This window comes from Leuconostoc sp. UCMA20149 (assembly GCF_030400235.1).
In the GTDB taxonomy this organism is placed as follows: domain Bacteria; phylum Bacillota; class Bacilli; order Lactobacillales; family Lactobacillaceae; genus Leuconostoc; species Leuconostoc pseudomesenteroides.
Genome location: NZ_VJYC01000001.1, coordinates 210,844 through 226,163 on the forward strand (window position 1 = coordinate 210,844; position 15,320 = coordinate 226,163).

The 15,320-nt window shown below is 39.9% G+C and carries 15 protein-coding genes and 1 pseudogene; 14 read left to right on the top strand and 2 right to left on the bottom strand.

The annotated features are described in order from the left end of the window. Window positions 1–159: 159 nt before the first annotated feature. The 13 genes and pseudogenes from rihC to FF105_RS11645 form a co-directional block, all read left to right on the top strand. Window positions 160–1,104, top strand: a complete 945-nt coding sequence (gene rihC / locus FF105_RS01295; RefSeq protein WP_010287358.1) for a ribonucleoside hydrolase RihC — start codon at window positions 160–162, stop codon at window positions 1,102–1,104. 77 nt (window positions 1,105–1,181) lie between these two features. Further along, the gene (gene rsmG / locus FF105_RS01300; RefSeq protein ID WP_010287360.1) at window positions 1,182–1,901 is read left to right on the top strand and encodes a 16S rRNA (guanine(527)-N(7))-methyltransferase RsmG; all 720 of its coding nucleotides are present in this window, start codon (window positions 1,182–1,184) and stop codon (window positions 1,899–1,901) included. 22 nt (window positions 1,902–1,923) lie between these two features. Further along, window positions 1,924–2,685, top strand: coding sequence for a ParA family protein (locus tag FF105_RS01305; protein WP_290046135.1), 762 nt, complete (start codon window positions 1,924–1,926; stop codon window positions 2,683–2,685). Beyond that, entirely contained in the window at window positions 2,675–3,583 is a 909-nt protein-coding gene (locus FF105_RS01310) for a ParB/RepB/Spo0J family partition protein (protein ID WP_010287365.1), read from the top strand. Before FF105_RS01305 ends, FF105_RS01310 begins: the two co-directional genes overlap by 11 nt. Next, window positions 3,583–3,792, top strand: a complete 210-nt coding sequence (locus tag FF105_RS01315; protein ID WP_010287367.1) for a DUF951 domain-containing protein — start codon at window positions 3,583–3,585, stop codon at window positions 3,790–3,792. The genes FF105_RS01310 and FF105_RS01315 overlap by 1 nt, the downstream gene beginning before the upstream one ends. Window position 3,793: 1 nt before the next feature. Next, on the top strand, window positions 3,794–4,894 hold the full coding sequence (gene ychF, locus FF105_RS01320) for a redox-regulated ATPase YchF (RefSeq protein ID WP_010287368.1): 1,101 nt from the start codon (window positions 3,794–3,796) through the stop codon (window positions 4,892–4,894). 51 nt (window positions 4,895–4,945) lie between these two features. Next, window positions 4,946–5,641 (top strand): DUF1129 domain-containing protein, encoded by a 696-nt coding sequence (locus FF105_RS01325; RefSeq protein ID WP_147651042.1) that lies wholly within the window; start codon window positions 4,946–4,948, stop codon window positions 5,639–5,641. Between the two features lie 18 nt (window positions 5,642–5,659). Next, window positions 5,660–6,352 carry a response regulator transcription factor gene (locus FF105_RS01330; RefSeq protein ID WP_010287370.1) on the top strand — a complete coding sequence of 231 codons (693 nt, stop codon included), beginning with the start codon at window positions 5,660–5,662 and terminating at the stop codon, window positions 6,350–6,352. Further along, on the top strand, window positions 6,349–7,461 hold the full coding sequence (locus FF105_RS01335; protein WP_031941171.1) for a sensor histidine kinase: 1,113 nt from the start codon (window positions 6,349–6,351) through the stop codon (window positions 7,459–7,461). The genes FF105_RS01330 and FF105_RS01335 overlap by 4 nt, the downstream gene beginning before the upstream one ends. Beyond that, window positions 7,442–8,746: a D-alanyl-D-alanine carboxypeptidase family protein gene (locus FF105_RS01340; RefSeq protein WP_010287374.1), complete on the top strand. Its 1,305-nt coding sequence runs from the start codon at window positions 7,442–7,444 to the stop codon at window positions 8,744–8,746. Before FF105_RS01335 ends, FF105_RS01340 begins: the two co-directional genes overlap by 20 nt. A gap of 138 nt (window positions 8,747–8,884) precedes the next feature. After that, window positions 8,885–9,586, top strand: coding sequence for a glucosamine-6-phosphate deaminase (locus FF105_RS01345; protein WP_010287375.1), 702 nt, complete (start codon window positions 8,885–8,887; stop codon window positions 9,584–9,586). 49 nt (window positions 9,587–9,635) lie between these two features. Continuing rightward, on the top strand, window positions 9,636–10,988 hold the full coding sequence (locus tag FF105_RS01350) for a glucose-6-phosphate isomerase (RefSeq protein WP_010287377.1): 1,353 nt from the start codon (window positions 9,636–9,638) through the stop codon (window positions 10,986–10,988). A 206-nt stretch (window positions 10,989–11,194) separates the two neighbouring features. After that, window positions 11,195–11,329 (top strand): annotated as a pseudogene (locus FF105_RS11645) (KxYKxGKxW signal peptide domain-containing protein); the annotation flags it as partial. Between the two features lie 101 nt (window positions 11,330–11,430). Here the strand turns inward: FF105_RS11645 and FF105_RS01355 are convergent. Next, the gene (locus FF105_RS01355) at window positions 11,431–11,703 is read right to left on the bottom strand and encodes a hypothetical protein (protein WP_228934758.1); all 273 of its coding nucleotides are present in this window, start codon (window positions 11,701–11,703) and stop codon (window positions 11,431–11,433) included. Between the two features lie 537 nt (window positions 11,704–12,240). Continuing rightward, window positions 12,241–14,043: a hypothetical protein gene (locus tag FF105_RS01360; RefSeq protein ID WP_290046141.1), complete on the bottom strand. Its 1,803-nt coding sequence runs from the start codon at window positions 14,041–14,043 to the stop codon at window positions 12,241–12,243. Here FF105_RS01360 and FF105_RS01365 point away from each other — a divergent pair. Then, window positions 14,042–15,091: an LPXTG cell wall anchor domain-containing protein gene (locus FF105_RS01365; RefSeq protein ID WP_187241152.1), complete on the top strand. Its 1,050-nt coding sequence runs from the start codon at window positions 14,042–14,044 to the stop codon at window positions 15,089–15,091. The genes FF105_RS01360 and FF105_RS01365 overlap by 2 nt on opposite strands. The last annotated feature ends 229 nt before the right edge of the window (window positions 15,092–15,320 follow it).

The following is a 15,320-nucleotide window of genomic DNA, read 5'->3' on the forward strand; positions in this document are numbered from 1 at the left end:
TTCCTATTAAGCGGCCAAAACGATTGAGCGTTTTCCATTAGAATTACTCAAAAGTTATGACCCCCTTTCCTAGATTAAGACCATAATAAAACGGACTTTCAAAAATGTCAAGTTGAAAGCTTTGGTATAATAATAACAATAATAACTAAAGGGGAAAACATGACAATTCCGATTATTTTTGATACTGACCCGGGCATTGACGATGCTGCGGCGCTCAGTATATTACTGACAAATTCTGCTTTTGATGTGCGATTGGTGACGACGGTTGCGGGGAACGTTTCCGTCGATAAAACAACGTTGAATGCGCTGAAATTAACGCATTATTTCAATCGACAAGATGTTAAAGTAGCTCGCGGTGCAGAAAAGCCACTCGTCAAGCCATTTAAAGATGCAGCAGCAATTCATGGTGAAAGCGGCATGCCTGGCTATGATTTTGGCGCATTATCCACTCAAACAATTGCCGACGAAGCAGTTGTGGCCATGCATCAGACCATACAGGCATCACATGAACCGATTACGTTGGTTGCGGTTGGGGCATTTACCAATATCGCGATGCTAATACAGCGATTTCCAGACGACTTGCAGAAGATTGAACGATTAGTTATTATGGGTGGCAGTTTGTCCGGCGGTAATTTGACATCAGTTGCTGAATTTAATGTTTTTACTGATCCGGATGCTGCCAAAATTGTGTTTGAAAGTGGTTTGTCTATTACAATGTTAGGTCTTGATGTAACAGAAAAGGCCGTTTTGACAACTGATTCTTTAGCAACATTAGCACAGATCAATGAAACGGGACGAATGCTGTCAGCGTTATTTGACCACTACGCTGATCACACGGGAACTGGTAAGCCAATGCATGACGTTAATACGTTATATTACTTATTGCACCCCGAAAAATATCAAATGAGGGACATTTGGATTGACGTGGTGACAAGCGGACCGGCAATTGGTGCGACTGTCGGTGACATTTTACAAAGTACCCATGATACGACAAATACTCATGTGGCACTTGATATTGATGGACCAGCGTTTAATGCTTGGTTTTTGTTGATGGTTGCGCAAATCGATGATGCAAATATCAACGCGGGAAAACTTGAAAAATAGCCCATTTTTAGGTATTCTAGTAGTAGTTGAAAATGGCGCTTTTTGTGTGCTGAACTAATTAAAATTGGAGAACACAATTGACAAACGAAGACTTCATGAATGCACTCAAACAAGCCGGCATGACATTAACTGATGCGCAATTAGCGCAATTTGAACAATATTATGAATTATTAGTGACAACTAATGCCAGTGTTAATCTGACGGCAATCACTGAAAAATCAGAGGTCTATCTCAAACATTTTTATGATTCACTGACAGTTGCATTTTATGAAAAAAACTTGCAGGATGGTGAGCATAGCTTAATTGATATTGGTACTGGCGCTGGCTTTCCAGCGATACCACTCAAAATTGCCTTTCCAAATCTTAAAATCACCTTGGTGGACGCTTTGCAAAAACGGGTTAAGTTTTTACAAACCGTTGTCGACGAGCTTAAGTTAAGCGACGTTACTATTGTTCATGGGCGTGCTGAGGATATCGGACAAAACCCAACGTTCAGGGAGCAATTTGATTATGCAACAGCGCGTGCTGTTGCACGGACAAGCGTATTGGCCGAGTATACGTTGCCATTTGTCCACATTGGTGGTGAATTTCTAGTCATGAAAGGTGCAGCAGCCCAACAAGAGTTGGCTGATGGGCAAAAGGCGTTGCAAACGCTAGGCGGTAAATTACGTGATGAATACGCGTTTGAATTGCCTAATGGTGATTCACGATTTATACAAATTGTTGATAAAGTGACTAAAACACCTAAGAAGTATCCGCGCCAAGCGGGTACGCCAAGTAAAAAACCAATTGCTTAAACTAAAATAGGAGGCGCCTAAAATGGCACAAATAATTGCATTAGCCAATCAAAAAGGTGGTGTTGGTAAGACCACTACAAGTATCAATTTAGGCGCAGCATTAGCACAAGCTGGGCAGCGTGTCTTATTGGTTGATATTGATGCGCAAGGTAATGCGACTAGTGGATCTGGCGTTGATAAATCAGCTTTAACAGTTGATAGTTATGACGTTATCGTTGAGCAAACACCGTTGCATGATGTTATTATTCCAACGGATAATTATGATTTAGTGCCCGCTACCATTCAATTATCAGGCGCTGAAATCGAATTATCAAATCAAGAAAAACGTGAATACCGCTTGAAAACAGCACTTGAAAAAGTACGTAATGATTATGACTTTATCTTGATTGATAATCCACCAGCTTTAGGATTGTTAACTGTCAATGCGTTTACGGCAGCAGATGCTATTCTCATTCCTGTACAAACTGAATTTTACGCCTTAGAAGGGTTGGGCCAATTGTTGAATACAATTGAGCTGGTTCGCCAGCAATTCAATCCAGAGTTAGATGTTGCCGGGATTTTATTGACAATGTATGACGGACGCACGAATTTGGCTAAGCAGGTTGCGCAAGAGGTGCGTAATTACTTTGATGACAAAGTCTATGAGACAATCATCCCAAGAACAGTTCGTTTGAGCGAGGCGCCATCTTATGGACAAGCAATCATTGATTTTGATCCAAGAAGTGTTGGTGCTCAAGTTTACAATGATCTGGCACAGGAGGTCTTGAAGCAATATGGCAAATAAAAAAGGTGGCCTTGGAAAAGGCATGAGTTCACTATTTGGCGCCAATAATGTGTCAAAATCAGCAGTTGAACATACAAAATCTGCAACAAAAGAGCCGACTGCAACCGAGAATGTTGTGCAGCTTAACTTGAGTGCTATAAAGCCTAATCCATTTCAACCACGCCGTCATTTTGACGAGACGAAGTTACAGGAATTGGCAACGTCGGTTCAAGATAGCGGTGTTTTAACACCGATTATCGTTCGTGAAGACGGTAAAAGCTATCAAATTATTGCTGGTGAACGACGTGTACGCGCTTCACGATTAGCTAAATTAACCACTATACCAGCTATTGTGCGTCAGGTTGATGATGACACGATGGCAGCCGTGGCACTAATTGAAAACTTACAGCGTGATGATTTGAATGTCATTGAAGAAGCGCAAGCATTTGATGCTTTAATGACAAGATTGTCACTTAGCCAAGCTCAACTTGCTGAAAAAGTTGGTAAAGATAGAGCAACTGTGGCCAATGCATTGCGATTGTTAAAGTTACCAGAAAATGTCCAAACATTGTTACAAGATGGTGAATTATCAATGGGACAGGCAAGAGCTTTGTTGGGTTTAAAGAAAAAATCACAAATTGACAAGGTTGTTGCCACAATTATGGCGCGTGGATTAAATGTCCGTCAAGTCGAAGCATTAGTTAAACAAATCAATGAAGCTGGTGACGAGCCTGCTGCCTCTGAAAAGCCACAAATTTCACCCTTCATTGCGGCAGTTGCCACACAACTAGAAGAGAAATTTGGCACAAAAGTTAAAGTCAACACAGCCACCAAAGGGAATGGCAAAATTGAAATTAACTATGTTTCAAATGATGATTTGAGTCGCATTTTAGCATTATTAAATATCGAGGTAGATTAATGGCAACACCATTAACATACAATTTACATGACATTGTTGAAATGAAAAAACCACATGCTTGTGGTGCCAATGCTTGGGAAATTACGCGTGTTGGCGCAGATATTAAATTATCTTGTACAAAATGTGGACGTGGGATTATGATGTCACGTTTTGATTTTAACAAACGATTGAAAAAAATACTTGAAGAAGCAAGTCAGAAAGAAGATTAACATGGCACTTACTGCTGGAATCGTCGGCCTTCCAAACGTCGGCAAATCAACATTATTTAACGCAATTACGAAAGCTGGTGCAGAAATGGCCAACTATCCTTTTGCGACGATTGAGCCCAACGTTGGTATGGTAGAAGTACCAGACGAGCGTTTGGCAAGCATTCAAGCCATTGAACCTGCTGATAAAGTTATCCCAACAACTTTTGAATTCACAGATATTGCTGGTATTGTTAAAGGCGCCTCACAAGGTGAGGGATTAGGGAATAAATTCCTAGAAAACATTCGTCAAGTGAATGCCATTGTGCACGTGGTTCGCGCTTTTGACGGTGATGAAATTATTCATGTTAATGGTGTTGTTAATCCGTTGGATGACATTGAAACAATTAACACTGAGCTGATTTTGGCCGACCTTGAAACGGTTGACAAGCGTTATGCCAAGGTAGCTCGCGCAGCTAAGGGCAGCGATAAGGCTGCTAAAGCTGAATTTGCAGTCCTTGAAAAATTAAAGCCAGCACTAGAAGCAGGACAATCCGCTCGAACAGTTGCGTTTAACGATGATGAACAAAAAATTGTCAAAGGCTTGTTCTTATTGACTACAAAACCTGTTTTGTATGTTGCTAATTTGGCTGAAGAGGATATGGCTGATCCTGAATCTTCAAAGTACTTTAATGAAATCAAAACGTTTGCTAATAGCGAAGGTGCTGATGTCATTGGTTTGTCAGCAAGTGCAGAAGAAGAAATTGCCGAACTACCAGATGATGAACGTGCTGAATTTTTGGAGATGGCTGGGGTTGATGAGCCTGGATTGAATAAGTTGATTCGAGCAGCCTATCATTTGCTTGATTTGCGGACTTTCTTCACAGCTGGTGGTAAAGAAACACGTGCTTGGACTTTTAGAGCAGGTGCCAAGGCGCCACAAGCTGCTGGTGTCATTCATTCTGATTTTGAACGTGGCTTTATTCGCGCTGAAACGATTAGTTTTGACGACTTAGATGCTTTAGGCTCAGTTAAAGCAGTGAAAGAAGCCGGAAAACTGCGCTCAGAAGGTAAGGAATATGTCGTGCAAGACGGCGATATTATCGAGTTCCGATTTAACGTTTAATCAATATAAAGGTGCACTCGCACCGTACATAACCTAGGGAGGCAACAACGCATGTCAGAAAATCGTGAATTAACGAAAAAAAATCAGGATTTTATGTTCCAATTCAAAAAACTATTGGCTCAAAATACAAAATTAGATGGTGAAAAAATAGACGCCATTGTATCAGAGGTAGAAGCTAAACTTTTGGCAACACAAGGGCAAGGACAAACTGCGACGCAATTGTTTGGTACACCAACACAAGCTGTTCAACAGTATCTTGATCCTAAAAAGACAGCTAAAAAACTTTTTGATTTCAAATTTAGTACCTTAGCGATTGATACATCATTAGCCATATTTATGTTATTTGCTTTAGTCTTTGGTTTGACACTGTTTTTCTCAAAGAACAATCGTAATCAAGGCGCAGGAATTATTTCTTTGTTGCTGATTGCCGGACTGGGTGGGTCGATTTATACAGCAGTGGTTTTGAAGTTAACACCTAACCCAAAAGCACCTGAACAAACTAATTCTCGTAGCCGTCGCTGGGGTTACCTTATTGCTGCGATGGTAGCTTGGATTTTAGGATTCGTCGTTTTGGGTATGTTGCCAGCTGTTATTAACCCAACATTGCCTGCGATTGTCTATATTGTCTTGGCGGCCGTTGCTTATCTTGCCTTCCGTTGGAATCGTCAACGCGCTGGCTTAAAGGGTGGTTTCTTCGCCATTAGTCAATTATCACAACAAGCGCGCTTAGAAGCTGCGCAAAAGTAATTGAAAGGAAATTGAACCATGAAAATTCTAGTCGTTGATGATGATCTCGAAATTGCAGAGTTATTAGAAATTTATTTAAAAAATGAAGGCTATGACCCAATTATGGCCGGTGATGGCAAAGAAGCAATGTCAAAGCTGAACACAAACCCAGACATCGCCTTGATGATTTTAGACGTGATGATGCCAAATATGAATGGTCTAGAAGTTGTCAAAGCGGTACGTAAGGATAGTCGTATTCCAATTTTGATGTTGTCAGCTAAGTCAGGTGACATGGATAAAATTCAGGGATTGATCACAGGTGCTGACGATTATGTTACTAAACCATTCAATCCACTGGAAGTAATGGCGCGCGTTAGGTCACTCTTGCGTCGTGCAGAAAATGCTGTACAAGACCAAACACCCGACGTGTTAGACATTGGGTCACTTGTTATCAACAAAGATAGCCATGAAGTCAAAACTTCAGACGGTGATTTGGTCAATTTAACAGCATTAGAATTTGGTATTTTGTACTTATTAGCTTCTCATCCTAATCGTGTTTTCTCAGCTGATGATATTTTTGAGCGTGTTTGGCAACAAGAATCGGTTGTATCAGCAAAAACAGTTATGGTGCACGTTTCTCATTTGCGTGACAAAATTGAAGAAGCAACTAATGGTGACCAAGTCATCCAAACAGTTTGGGGTGTTGGTTATAAAATTGAAGTGAACCAATGAAAAAAATAGCGATATTTTTTAAACATAATCGCACAAAAAATTATTATATCATCGTTACTTTGCTGTTGCTTTGCCTATATAGTTGGACAACTATGACAGGGTTTGATGCTTTAGCGCAGCGAGTTAATAGATTTTCCAGTAATACTTGGCAGGTACTGGAATTTTTTGTATTTGTACTAGGTAATTTTGCAATTATTATCGTTCAGTATGTTAAGTGGCGACGAGATGAAAGTTTGTTGCGATTAATTAGGGAATTACGACAAATATCTGCCGACAATGCGGATATGGCTATTGATTGGCACGCTACGTATGCGCCCAAAACGCAAGCGCTGATTGATGTTTCTAACACGATTGCGACTAACACGCGACGTATTCGAGAAGAAGAACGCGCTAGTGAACGCTCTAAAGATGAAATGATTACCAATATTTCACATGATTTGCGTACGCCATTAACAGCGATTATTGGTTACCTCGGATTGGTAGAAATGGGTGAAAATCTCAGCGACGATAACCGCAAAAAGTATATTCATACGGCTTATGATAAATCCAATCAAATGAAAGTGTTGGTTGAGGATCTATTTGAATTTTCCAAGACACAGGCTCAAGATGCGTCTTTGAATCTCACATCATTAAGTTTAAGTGATTTGTTTGGTCAATTATTAGCGAGCTACGAACTTGAAGCACAGGAAAAAAATATTAAGTTGACGCAATTAACCAATCCAGAGATGATTGTGATTGAAGCTGATTCTGATAAGTTAGCGCGTGTGTTGATGAATTTAATTACGAATGCTTTTAAGTACGGTGATGGCGCCACGTTTATTAAGTTAACAGCTCAAGTACGAGATGAGAATGTTGAGATTCGTGTGATTAACGACGGCGCTAAAATTCCGGGGGATGCGCTAGATGATATTTTTGATCGCTTTTATCGCGTAGAAAGTTCTCGTAATAGTAAAACAGGGGGAACGGGGCTTGGCCTCGCGATTGTTAAAGGTATTGTGACACAGCATCATGGTCTTGTGTCTGCTGAATCAGATGATGATTTAACAACTTTTGTCATTAGTCTCCCGCTCAAACAAAAGGGAGTAAGTTATGAAGAGAAACCAAACTAAGCTAATAATTGCCGGAGTAGTTATTTTACTGATTGGTGCAATTGTTGGGCTATCAACGACTAAAAAAGATGTTTCAAAGCCAACGAATGTCAAACATGTGACTGATAAACCAATCAATTTGAGTGTCAATGCCACTTCAGCAGTTGTAATTGACGCAAAAACTGGTCAAGTACTTGGTGTCAAAAATGCTGATAAACAGGTATCGATTGCTTCGCAGACCAAAATGTTGACAGCTTATGGTGTCTTACAAGGCATTAAGTCTGGCAAAATTAAATGGACAACTAAAGTACCGATTACAAGTAAATCAGATTTATCTGATCAGGACAGCCATCTGTTTTCTCATATCGCCGTGAAGGCTGGCGATAAATTATCTGTCAAAGAATTATATGACGTTATGTTTGCTAATTCTGCTAATGATGCTGCATTTGCACTAGGTGAGTTTATGACGCCTAAAGGTAAAACAACTCAGCAAGCCTTACAAATGTGGGCAAAGTCACTACATTTAACCGGTTCTCAGTGGTACAATTCTGCTGGTCAAGTCAACGGTGATGCCTTTGAAAATCAAATTAAGAGTGCTCCAAAGACTGCTGCCAATCATGCGACGGCGAAACAACTTGCAATGATTGCCAAAGCAGATTTGGCATTGGACCCAACATTGCGGAAATTATCTGAAAAACTGACTGTTTCGTATCATTTAACGCCGTCCTATGTGGTAACAGACAAAACTGACTATTGGCAATTGATGACACAAACAATGCCAAAACTGTCTAATCCAAACAAACTGGTAATTGAAGGGCTAAAAACCGGCTCAACACCTGAATCTGGCGCAGCATTTACAGGTATTATTAAGGATCAGAATGGGCATGAGTTTATCACTGTTGTCAATGGTGCCGGGGATTATATGGATGAAAAAACGCGTTATCAAGCTACTTTGGATGTGGTCAATGAAGTATTAGCCAAAAAGCAAGGGCACACATTTACAAGTAATCAAACAATACAAAATATAAAATTTAAAGCATTAAAGAAGACTGAAGTTCCAGTTAAATTGGCGGAAACCAAAACTTTTTGGACAAGTAAAAAAACGCAACTTAAATTATCGAATTTGAGTGTGAATACTAAGCTTGCCAAGCTAAATAAAAATCAAACGATTGGGTATATCAGTCCTGCGTTAGACGCCCAATATTTACCTTATACTTCAAAAACTGACAAACAATTAATTGTAAAATCTGGTGTTAAAGGCACGCAAGCCAACTGGTTTGTGAGACTTTGGCGCAATCTGTTTTAGGGGTAGACAAAGCAATCGATCGAAAGATCGATTTTTTTGTGACTATTCAAAGTGTGACCTTGTTATTCCGTTAAAATAATGCTATTATATTGGTATAGACCAAAGCGGTATAGACCAATTAAGAATGGAGACCACATCATGAATATTATCAAAGTTAAAAACGCTGACGAAGGTGCTCAAAAGGCATTTGAAATTTATCAGAATGTGATTAAAGGCGGGGCAAAAGTGTTAGGCTTGGCAACAGGTTCTTCACCAATTGCATTATATGATCGTTTAACAGCAAGTGATTTAGATTTTTCAAATATGACATCAGTCAACTTGGATGAATATTTGGGATTAGATGGTGATAATGACCAAAGTTATCGTTATTTTATGAATCAACATCTCTTTAATCAAAAACCTTTCAAACATTCTTATGTTCCTGACGGCAAAAGTGGCGATCATGAAGCAGCAGCTAAAGCATACGATCAAATTATTGCGGAAAATCCTATCGACTTACAATTACTAGGGATTGGTCGCAATGGACATATTGGTTTTAACGAGCCGGGAACATCTTTTGACTCAACAACGCATATTGTTGATTTAACGCAATCTACAATCGATGCAAATGCACGCTTCTTTGAAAAAGAATCTGACGTGCCAACACAAGCTATTTCAATGGGGATTGCGTCAGTTATGTCAGCTAAACAAATCCTGTTAGTAGCTTATGGTGACAGTAAGGCAGAGGCAATTGCTGCGACCGTTAATGGCCCAGTATCTGAAACCGTGCCTGCTTCTGTTCTACAAAATCACGAAAATGTTACAATTATTGTTGATGAGGCAGCAGCGTCAAAGTTGTGATAAAATAATAGTGAAAACGATTTCATAATGTTAATAATAGGAGCGAAAAATGGCACACATTACATTTGACACAAAGAACATTGAGAATTTTGTTGCACCACACGAATTGGACGAAATGCAACCATTAATTACGATGGCTGACCAACAATTGCGCAATCGTACGGGCGCTGGTGCAGAATATTCTGATTGGTTGACTCTACCTACTGATTACGACAAGGAAGAATTTGCACGTATTCAAAAGGCGGCGCAACAAATTCAATCTGATTCAAAGATTTTGGTTGTCATTGGTATTGGTGGTTCATATTTGGGCGCGAAGATGGCGGTTGATTTCTTGAATCCAATGTTTAATAATGAATTGTCGGATGACCAACGTCAAGGTGTTAAAATTTATTTTGCTGGTAACTCAACTTCTGCAGCTTACTTAAATGATTTAGTTCGTGTCATTGGTGACCAAGACTTTTCTGTCAACGTTATCTCAAAGTCTGGCACAACAACGGAACCATCAATCGCTTTCCGTGTGTTTAAACAATTGTTAGAGAAAAAGTATGGTTCTGATGCTGCTAAGAAGCGTATCTATGCCACAACAGATGCCAATCGTGGTGCTTTGCACGATGAAGCAGCGGCTTCAGGTTATGAAACATTCACAATTCCTGATGGTGTCGGTGGTCGCTTCTCTGTTTTGACAGCTGTTGGCTTGTTGCCAATTGCTGCTTCAGGCGCTGATATCCAAAAATTGATGGACGGCGCTCGTGATGCGCAAAACGAATATACTGATTCTGATTTAAAAAAGAACGAGGCATATAAATATGCAGCCGTTCGTCGTATTTTGTATGATAAGGGCTATACAACAGAATTGTTGATTAACTGGGAACCTTCAATGCAATATTTGTCAGAGTGGTGGAAGCAATTGATGGGTGAGTCTGAAGGTAAAAATCAAAAGGGTATCTACCCATCTTCAGCTAACTTCTCAACTGACTTGCACTCACTTGGACAATACATTCAAGAAGGACGCCGTGATTTGTTTGAGACAGTGGTTAAGTTAGACAATCCTGTATCTAATTTGGACCTACCACATGAAGAAGGCAACAATGATGGTTTGCAATATTTGGAAGGTATCACGATCGATGAAGTGAACACCAAAGCATCTCAAGGGGTTACTTTAGCTCACGTTGATGGTGGTGTGCCTAACTTGGCTGTCCACTTGCCAGCACAAGATGCTTATTCACTCGGTTACATGATTTACTTCTTTGAAATGGCTGTTGGGGCGTCTGGTTATACTTTTGGCATTAACCCATTCAATCAACCGGGTGTCGAAGCCTATAAGACAGCTATGTTTGCACTATTAGGTAAGCCTGGCTATGAGGAAGCGACAAAAGCATTCCGTGCCCGCTTAGACAAATAAATAGTGATTCTCATTTAAGACTAAAGTAGTTAGCTTTCGGCTAGCTACTTTAGTTTTTTTGTTCACAAAAAAACCTGAAAATATGGATAAAACACCAAAAATAGTGATTAAAAATCTAAATGTGAAGAAATGTTGACTTTTTTGTGAAGTAAAGTTATAATATTTCATGTTACAAAATGTAAGTGAAATAAATGGTGGGATATAATATGAGTAAGTCAGCAAATAATTTTACACCGGTACGAACAATCAAGTTTAAAATGTATAAAGCTAAGAAACAGTGGCTGATGGCGGCGTTAGCATTTATGGCAGGCGCAGCTATGATGACGGATTTAACAACCGTTAGTGCGGACGATAATGCGACCCAATCTAGCACTGTTCAAACGAATACTGGTGATAGCAGCATATCATTAGTGACAGAAGGCACAAATGGGGATTTTAGTACCTATCTTGTGAATAATTTAACAAGTAGTACAGATAATGTGACTTCGATTAGCGAATCTGATGGAAATGATGCAAATAGTTTGAGTGCTGTTAACTCAACCAGTGCAAGTAGTTTGAGTACAGGTAGCAATGATAATTCAAGTGAAGCAGCAGCGACATCAACAATAGGTACACTTAAAAAAACTGACACGTTGCAAAGCGTTGATGATGCTTTGTCCGCTGGATATGTTGCGACGGGTGCAAATGAGACGATTGCTTCAAATATTGCTGACAAAACAGATGCACAAGCAATCGCTGATGAATATGTTGGCGCGCACGTTGGTGTCGATATCGATCAATTTTATAGTTTTGATCAATGGCAGAATCTATCAGTTCAGGGTGTGAATTTATATTCAACAGAAATTAGTACAGGCTCAATGCAGTCAAATAATTCTAGTAATCGTAGTTTTTTTACTGGAACAATTAATTTGGCAGAAGCGTATGCTCAGTTTAAGAGTATCGATGGCAGTACAACTCTAACAGCTGAGCAGGTACAATCCTTTTTGGACTATGTCCATAATAACTTGACAGTAACCAATAGCACTACTGGTGATACTTACGTGTTGGGTGACTTTGTATCATTCAATGGCACACAAAAAGTGGACAGCATATATGCCACGGGTTATTTTCCAGTCTTAGATAAGAATGGTGTGATTGCTCAAGATGCACAAGGCAATGCGCTTTCATTTTATACAACATTGGCTGCTGGCGACAGTATTTATAAAAATTCAGACTTGTATATTTCTTTTGGTTCTTCAGAAGTAATACCAACTTATAGTGTTGTTGCGCCAGTCTTTGATGCAACTGTTCCAATGGAATCTGAATCAGCAAGTACGAGTGAATCGACATCAAGTGAGTCAGCAAGTTTGAGCAATTCAACGTCATTGAGTGAATCGACATCAAGCGAGTCGGCAAGTTTGAGCAACTCAACATCATTGAGTGAATCGACATCAAGTGAGTCAGCAAGTGATAGTACATCAGCTTCAACATCAGTAAGTGACAGTACATCAACATCAACATCGTTGAGTGGTAGCACATCAACGTCAACATCAGTAAGTGACAGTACATCAACATCAACATCGTTGAGTGATAGCACATCAGCTTCAACATCAGTAAGTGATAGTACATCAACGTCAACATCGTTGAGTGGTAGTACATCAGCTTCAACATCAGTAAGTAATAGTGCATCAACGTCAACATCAGCAAGCGACAGCATATCAACGTCAGTAAGTGATAGTGCATCAACGTCAACATCGGTAAGCGATAGTGCATCGACGTCAACGTCATTAAGTGATAGCGCATCAACGTCAACATCGTTGAGTGGTAGTACATCAGCTTCAACATCAGTGAGTGACAGCACATCGGCATCAACGTCATTAAGTGACAGCACATCAACATCAGTAAGCGACAGTGCATCGACATCAACATCATTAAGTGATAGTACATCAGCTTCAACATCAGTAAGTGACAGTACATCGACATCAACATCGTTGAGTGGTAGTACATCAGCTTCAACATCAGTAAGTGATAGCGCATCAACGTCAACATCGTTGAGCGATAGCACATCAACATCAGTAAGCGACAGCACATCAACATCATTAAGTGATAGTACATCAGCATCAACGTCATTGAGTGATAGTGCATCAACATCAACATCAGTAAGCGACAGTGCATCGACGTCAACATCAATAAGTGATAGCACATCAACGTCAACATCAATAAGTGATAGTGCGTCGACTTCAACATCATTGAGTGGTAGCACATCAGCTTCAACATCGTTGAGTGATAGTGCATCAATGTCAACATCATTAAGTGACAGCGCGTCGACTTCAACATCATTGAGTGATAGTACATCAGCTTCAACGTCATTGAGTGATAGTGCATCAACGTCAACATCATTAAGTGACAGCGCGTCGACTTCAACATCATTGAGTGATAGTACATCAGCTTCAACGTCATTGAGTGATAGTGCATCAACGTCAACGTCATTGAGTGATAGTGCATCAACGTCAACATCAGTAAGTGACAGTACTTCGGCATCAACATCAGTAAGTGATAGTGCATCGACATCAATATCAGTAAGCGACAGTACATCAACGTCAACATCGTTGAGTGATAGCACATCAACGTCAACATCATTGAGTAACTCGACATCAAGTGAATCAGCAAGTTTGAGCAATTCAACATCATTGAGTGAATCAATCTCAAACATCGACTCCACGTCAAAGAGTGAGTTAATCTCGAACAGTGATTCCACGTCAAAGAGCGACTCAATCTCAAACAGTGATTCCACGTCAGTAAGTGACAGTACATCAACATCAACATCGTTGAGCGATAGCACATCGACATCAACATCAGTAAGCGACAGTACATCAACGTCAACATCAGTAAGCGACAGTACATCAACATCAACGTCAGTAAGTGATAGTACGTCAACGTCATTGAGTGATAGCACATCAACGTCAGTAAGTGACAGTACATCAATATCAACATCATTAAGTGATAGTACATCAATATCAACATCATTAAGTGATAGCGCATCAGCTTCAACATCGGTAAGTGAAAACATTATCATGTCAACTGCCGTTGACCAACCTGAATATGTGGTAGTTGGTAACATCGTGCCAGAAGATGAAAAGGGCAACCCAGTGGAGCCAGAGATACCCTACGGACCAGTTAAGCCAGGGACAACAGTTGACACACCATATGGTGATGTTGAAGTACCAGCCAATGGTGGTGATATCATTATTCAAGTTAAGGTAGCCGTTGATCAACCTGAATATGTGTTAGTGGGTAATATTGTGCCAGAAGATGAAAATGGTAACTCAGTTGGACCAAAAATTCCATATGGTCCACTCGAACCAAATCCCGCAATTATAACACCCCATGGACCAGAAACACCTGGAATTGTCATCAATACACCCTATGGTCCAGTTGAAGTGCCAGTTAATGGCGGTGATATTATTATCACAGTTGCTACCGAAGTTCCCGGTATTGCTGTTTATGAAAAGACAGCTGTTGACCAACCTGAATACGTGGTAGTTGGCAACATCGTGCCTCAAGATGAGAATGGCAACCCAGTGGGACCAGAGATACCATACGGACCAGTCGCGCCAGGAACCACGATTGACACCCCATATGGCGATGTTGAAGTACCAGCTAACGGTGGTGATATCATTATCCAAGTCAAGGCAGCTGTTGACCAACCTGAATATGTAGTAGTTGGTAACATCGTGCCAGAAGACGAAAATGGCAACCCAGTGGGACCAGAGATACCATACGGACCAGTCACACCAGGAACCACGATTAACACCCCATACGGTTCGGTAATTGTACCGGATGCAGGTGGTGATGTTGTCATTGTTGTCAAGGTAGAAACAAATAAAAAATCTCCAATTAGCGACATCAAGGGTAACCCAACAACGACACAAGAGGTTGTGCTACCCGTTGCTAGCTCTAATAACGATGGTCAACCAGTCAATATCGATCATAGTGAAAACACAGACAAGCAGTTACCAAAAACGAGTGCGTCACAAAATAATGACCATGTTGTAATAAGTGGTTTGATTTTGACAACTTTGTTAGGGTTGCTAGCATTATTGAAAAGAAAAAATAACAACTAACCTAGCGAATTAGTTGAAAAAACAGATTTAGTTAATCCTAACTAAACCTGTTTTTTTTGTAATTTATAATAAGTTGAGAATATTTTTAAAAACGAACAATTCTAAAAAATAGTAGGAAATTATTCAAAAATAAAAAAATTTTTTTTAATTACAATGTGAATAAATGTACAAAGCCGATTTAATAGCGATTCTGTTTTTTAAATGTCAATATGTGGGTGTCCCAATTGTT

Coding starts and splice junctions, on each gene's coding strand:
- rihC (WP_010287358.1), top strand. CDS start 160: ATGACAATTCCGATTATTTTTGATACTGACCCGGGCATTGACGATGCT.
- FF105_RS01305 (WP_290046135.1), top strand. CDS start 1,924: ATGGCACAAATAATTGCATTAGCCAATCAAAAAGGTGGTGTTGGTAAG.
- FF105_RS01310 (WP_010287365.1), top strand. CDS start 2,675: ATGGCAAATAAAAAAGGTGGCCTTGGAAAAGGCATGAGTTCACTATTT.
- FF105_RS01315 (WP_010287367.1), top strand. CDS start 3,583: ATGGCAACACCATTAACATACAATTTACATGACATTGTTGAAATGAAA.
- ychF (WP_010287368.1), top strand. CDS start 3,794: ATGGCACTTACTGCTGGAATCGTCGGCCTTCCAAACGTCGGCAAATCA.
- FF105_RS01325 (WP_147651042.1), top strand. CDS start 4,946: ATGTCAGAAAATCGTGAATTAACGAAAAAAAATCAGGATTTTATGTTC.
- FF105_RS01330 (WP_010287370.1), top strand. CDS start 5,660: ATGAAAATTCTAGTCGTTGATGATGATCTCGAAATTGCAGAGTTATTA.
- FF105_RS01335 (WP_031941171.1), top strand. CDS start 6,349: ATGAAAAAAATAGCGATATTTTTTAAACATAATCGCACAAAAAATTAT.
- FF105_RS01340 (WP_010287374.1), top strand. CDS start 7,442: ATGAAGAGAAACCAAACTAAGCTAATAATTGCCGGAGTAGTTATTTTA.
- FF105_RS01345 (WP_010287375.1), top strand. CDS start 8,885: ATGAATATTATCAAAGTTAAAAACGCTGACGAAGGTGCTCAAAAGGCA.
- FF105_RS01350 (WP_010287377.1), top strand. CDS start 9,636: ATGGCACACATTACATTTGACACAAAGAACATTGAGAATTTTGTTGCA.
- FF105_RS01365 (WP_187241152.1), top strand. CDS start 14,042: ATGTCAACTGCCGTTGACCAACCTGAATATGTGGTAGTTGGTAACATC.
- FF105_RS01360 (WP_290046141.1), bottom strand. CDS start 14,043: ATGATAATGTTTTCACTTACCGATGTTGAAGCTGATGCGCTATCACTT.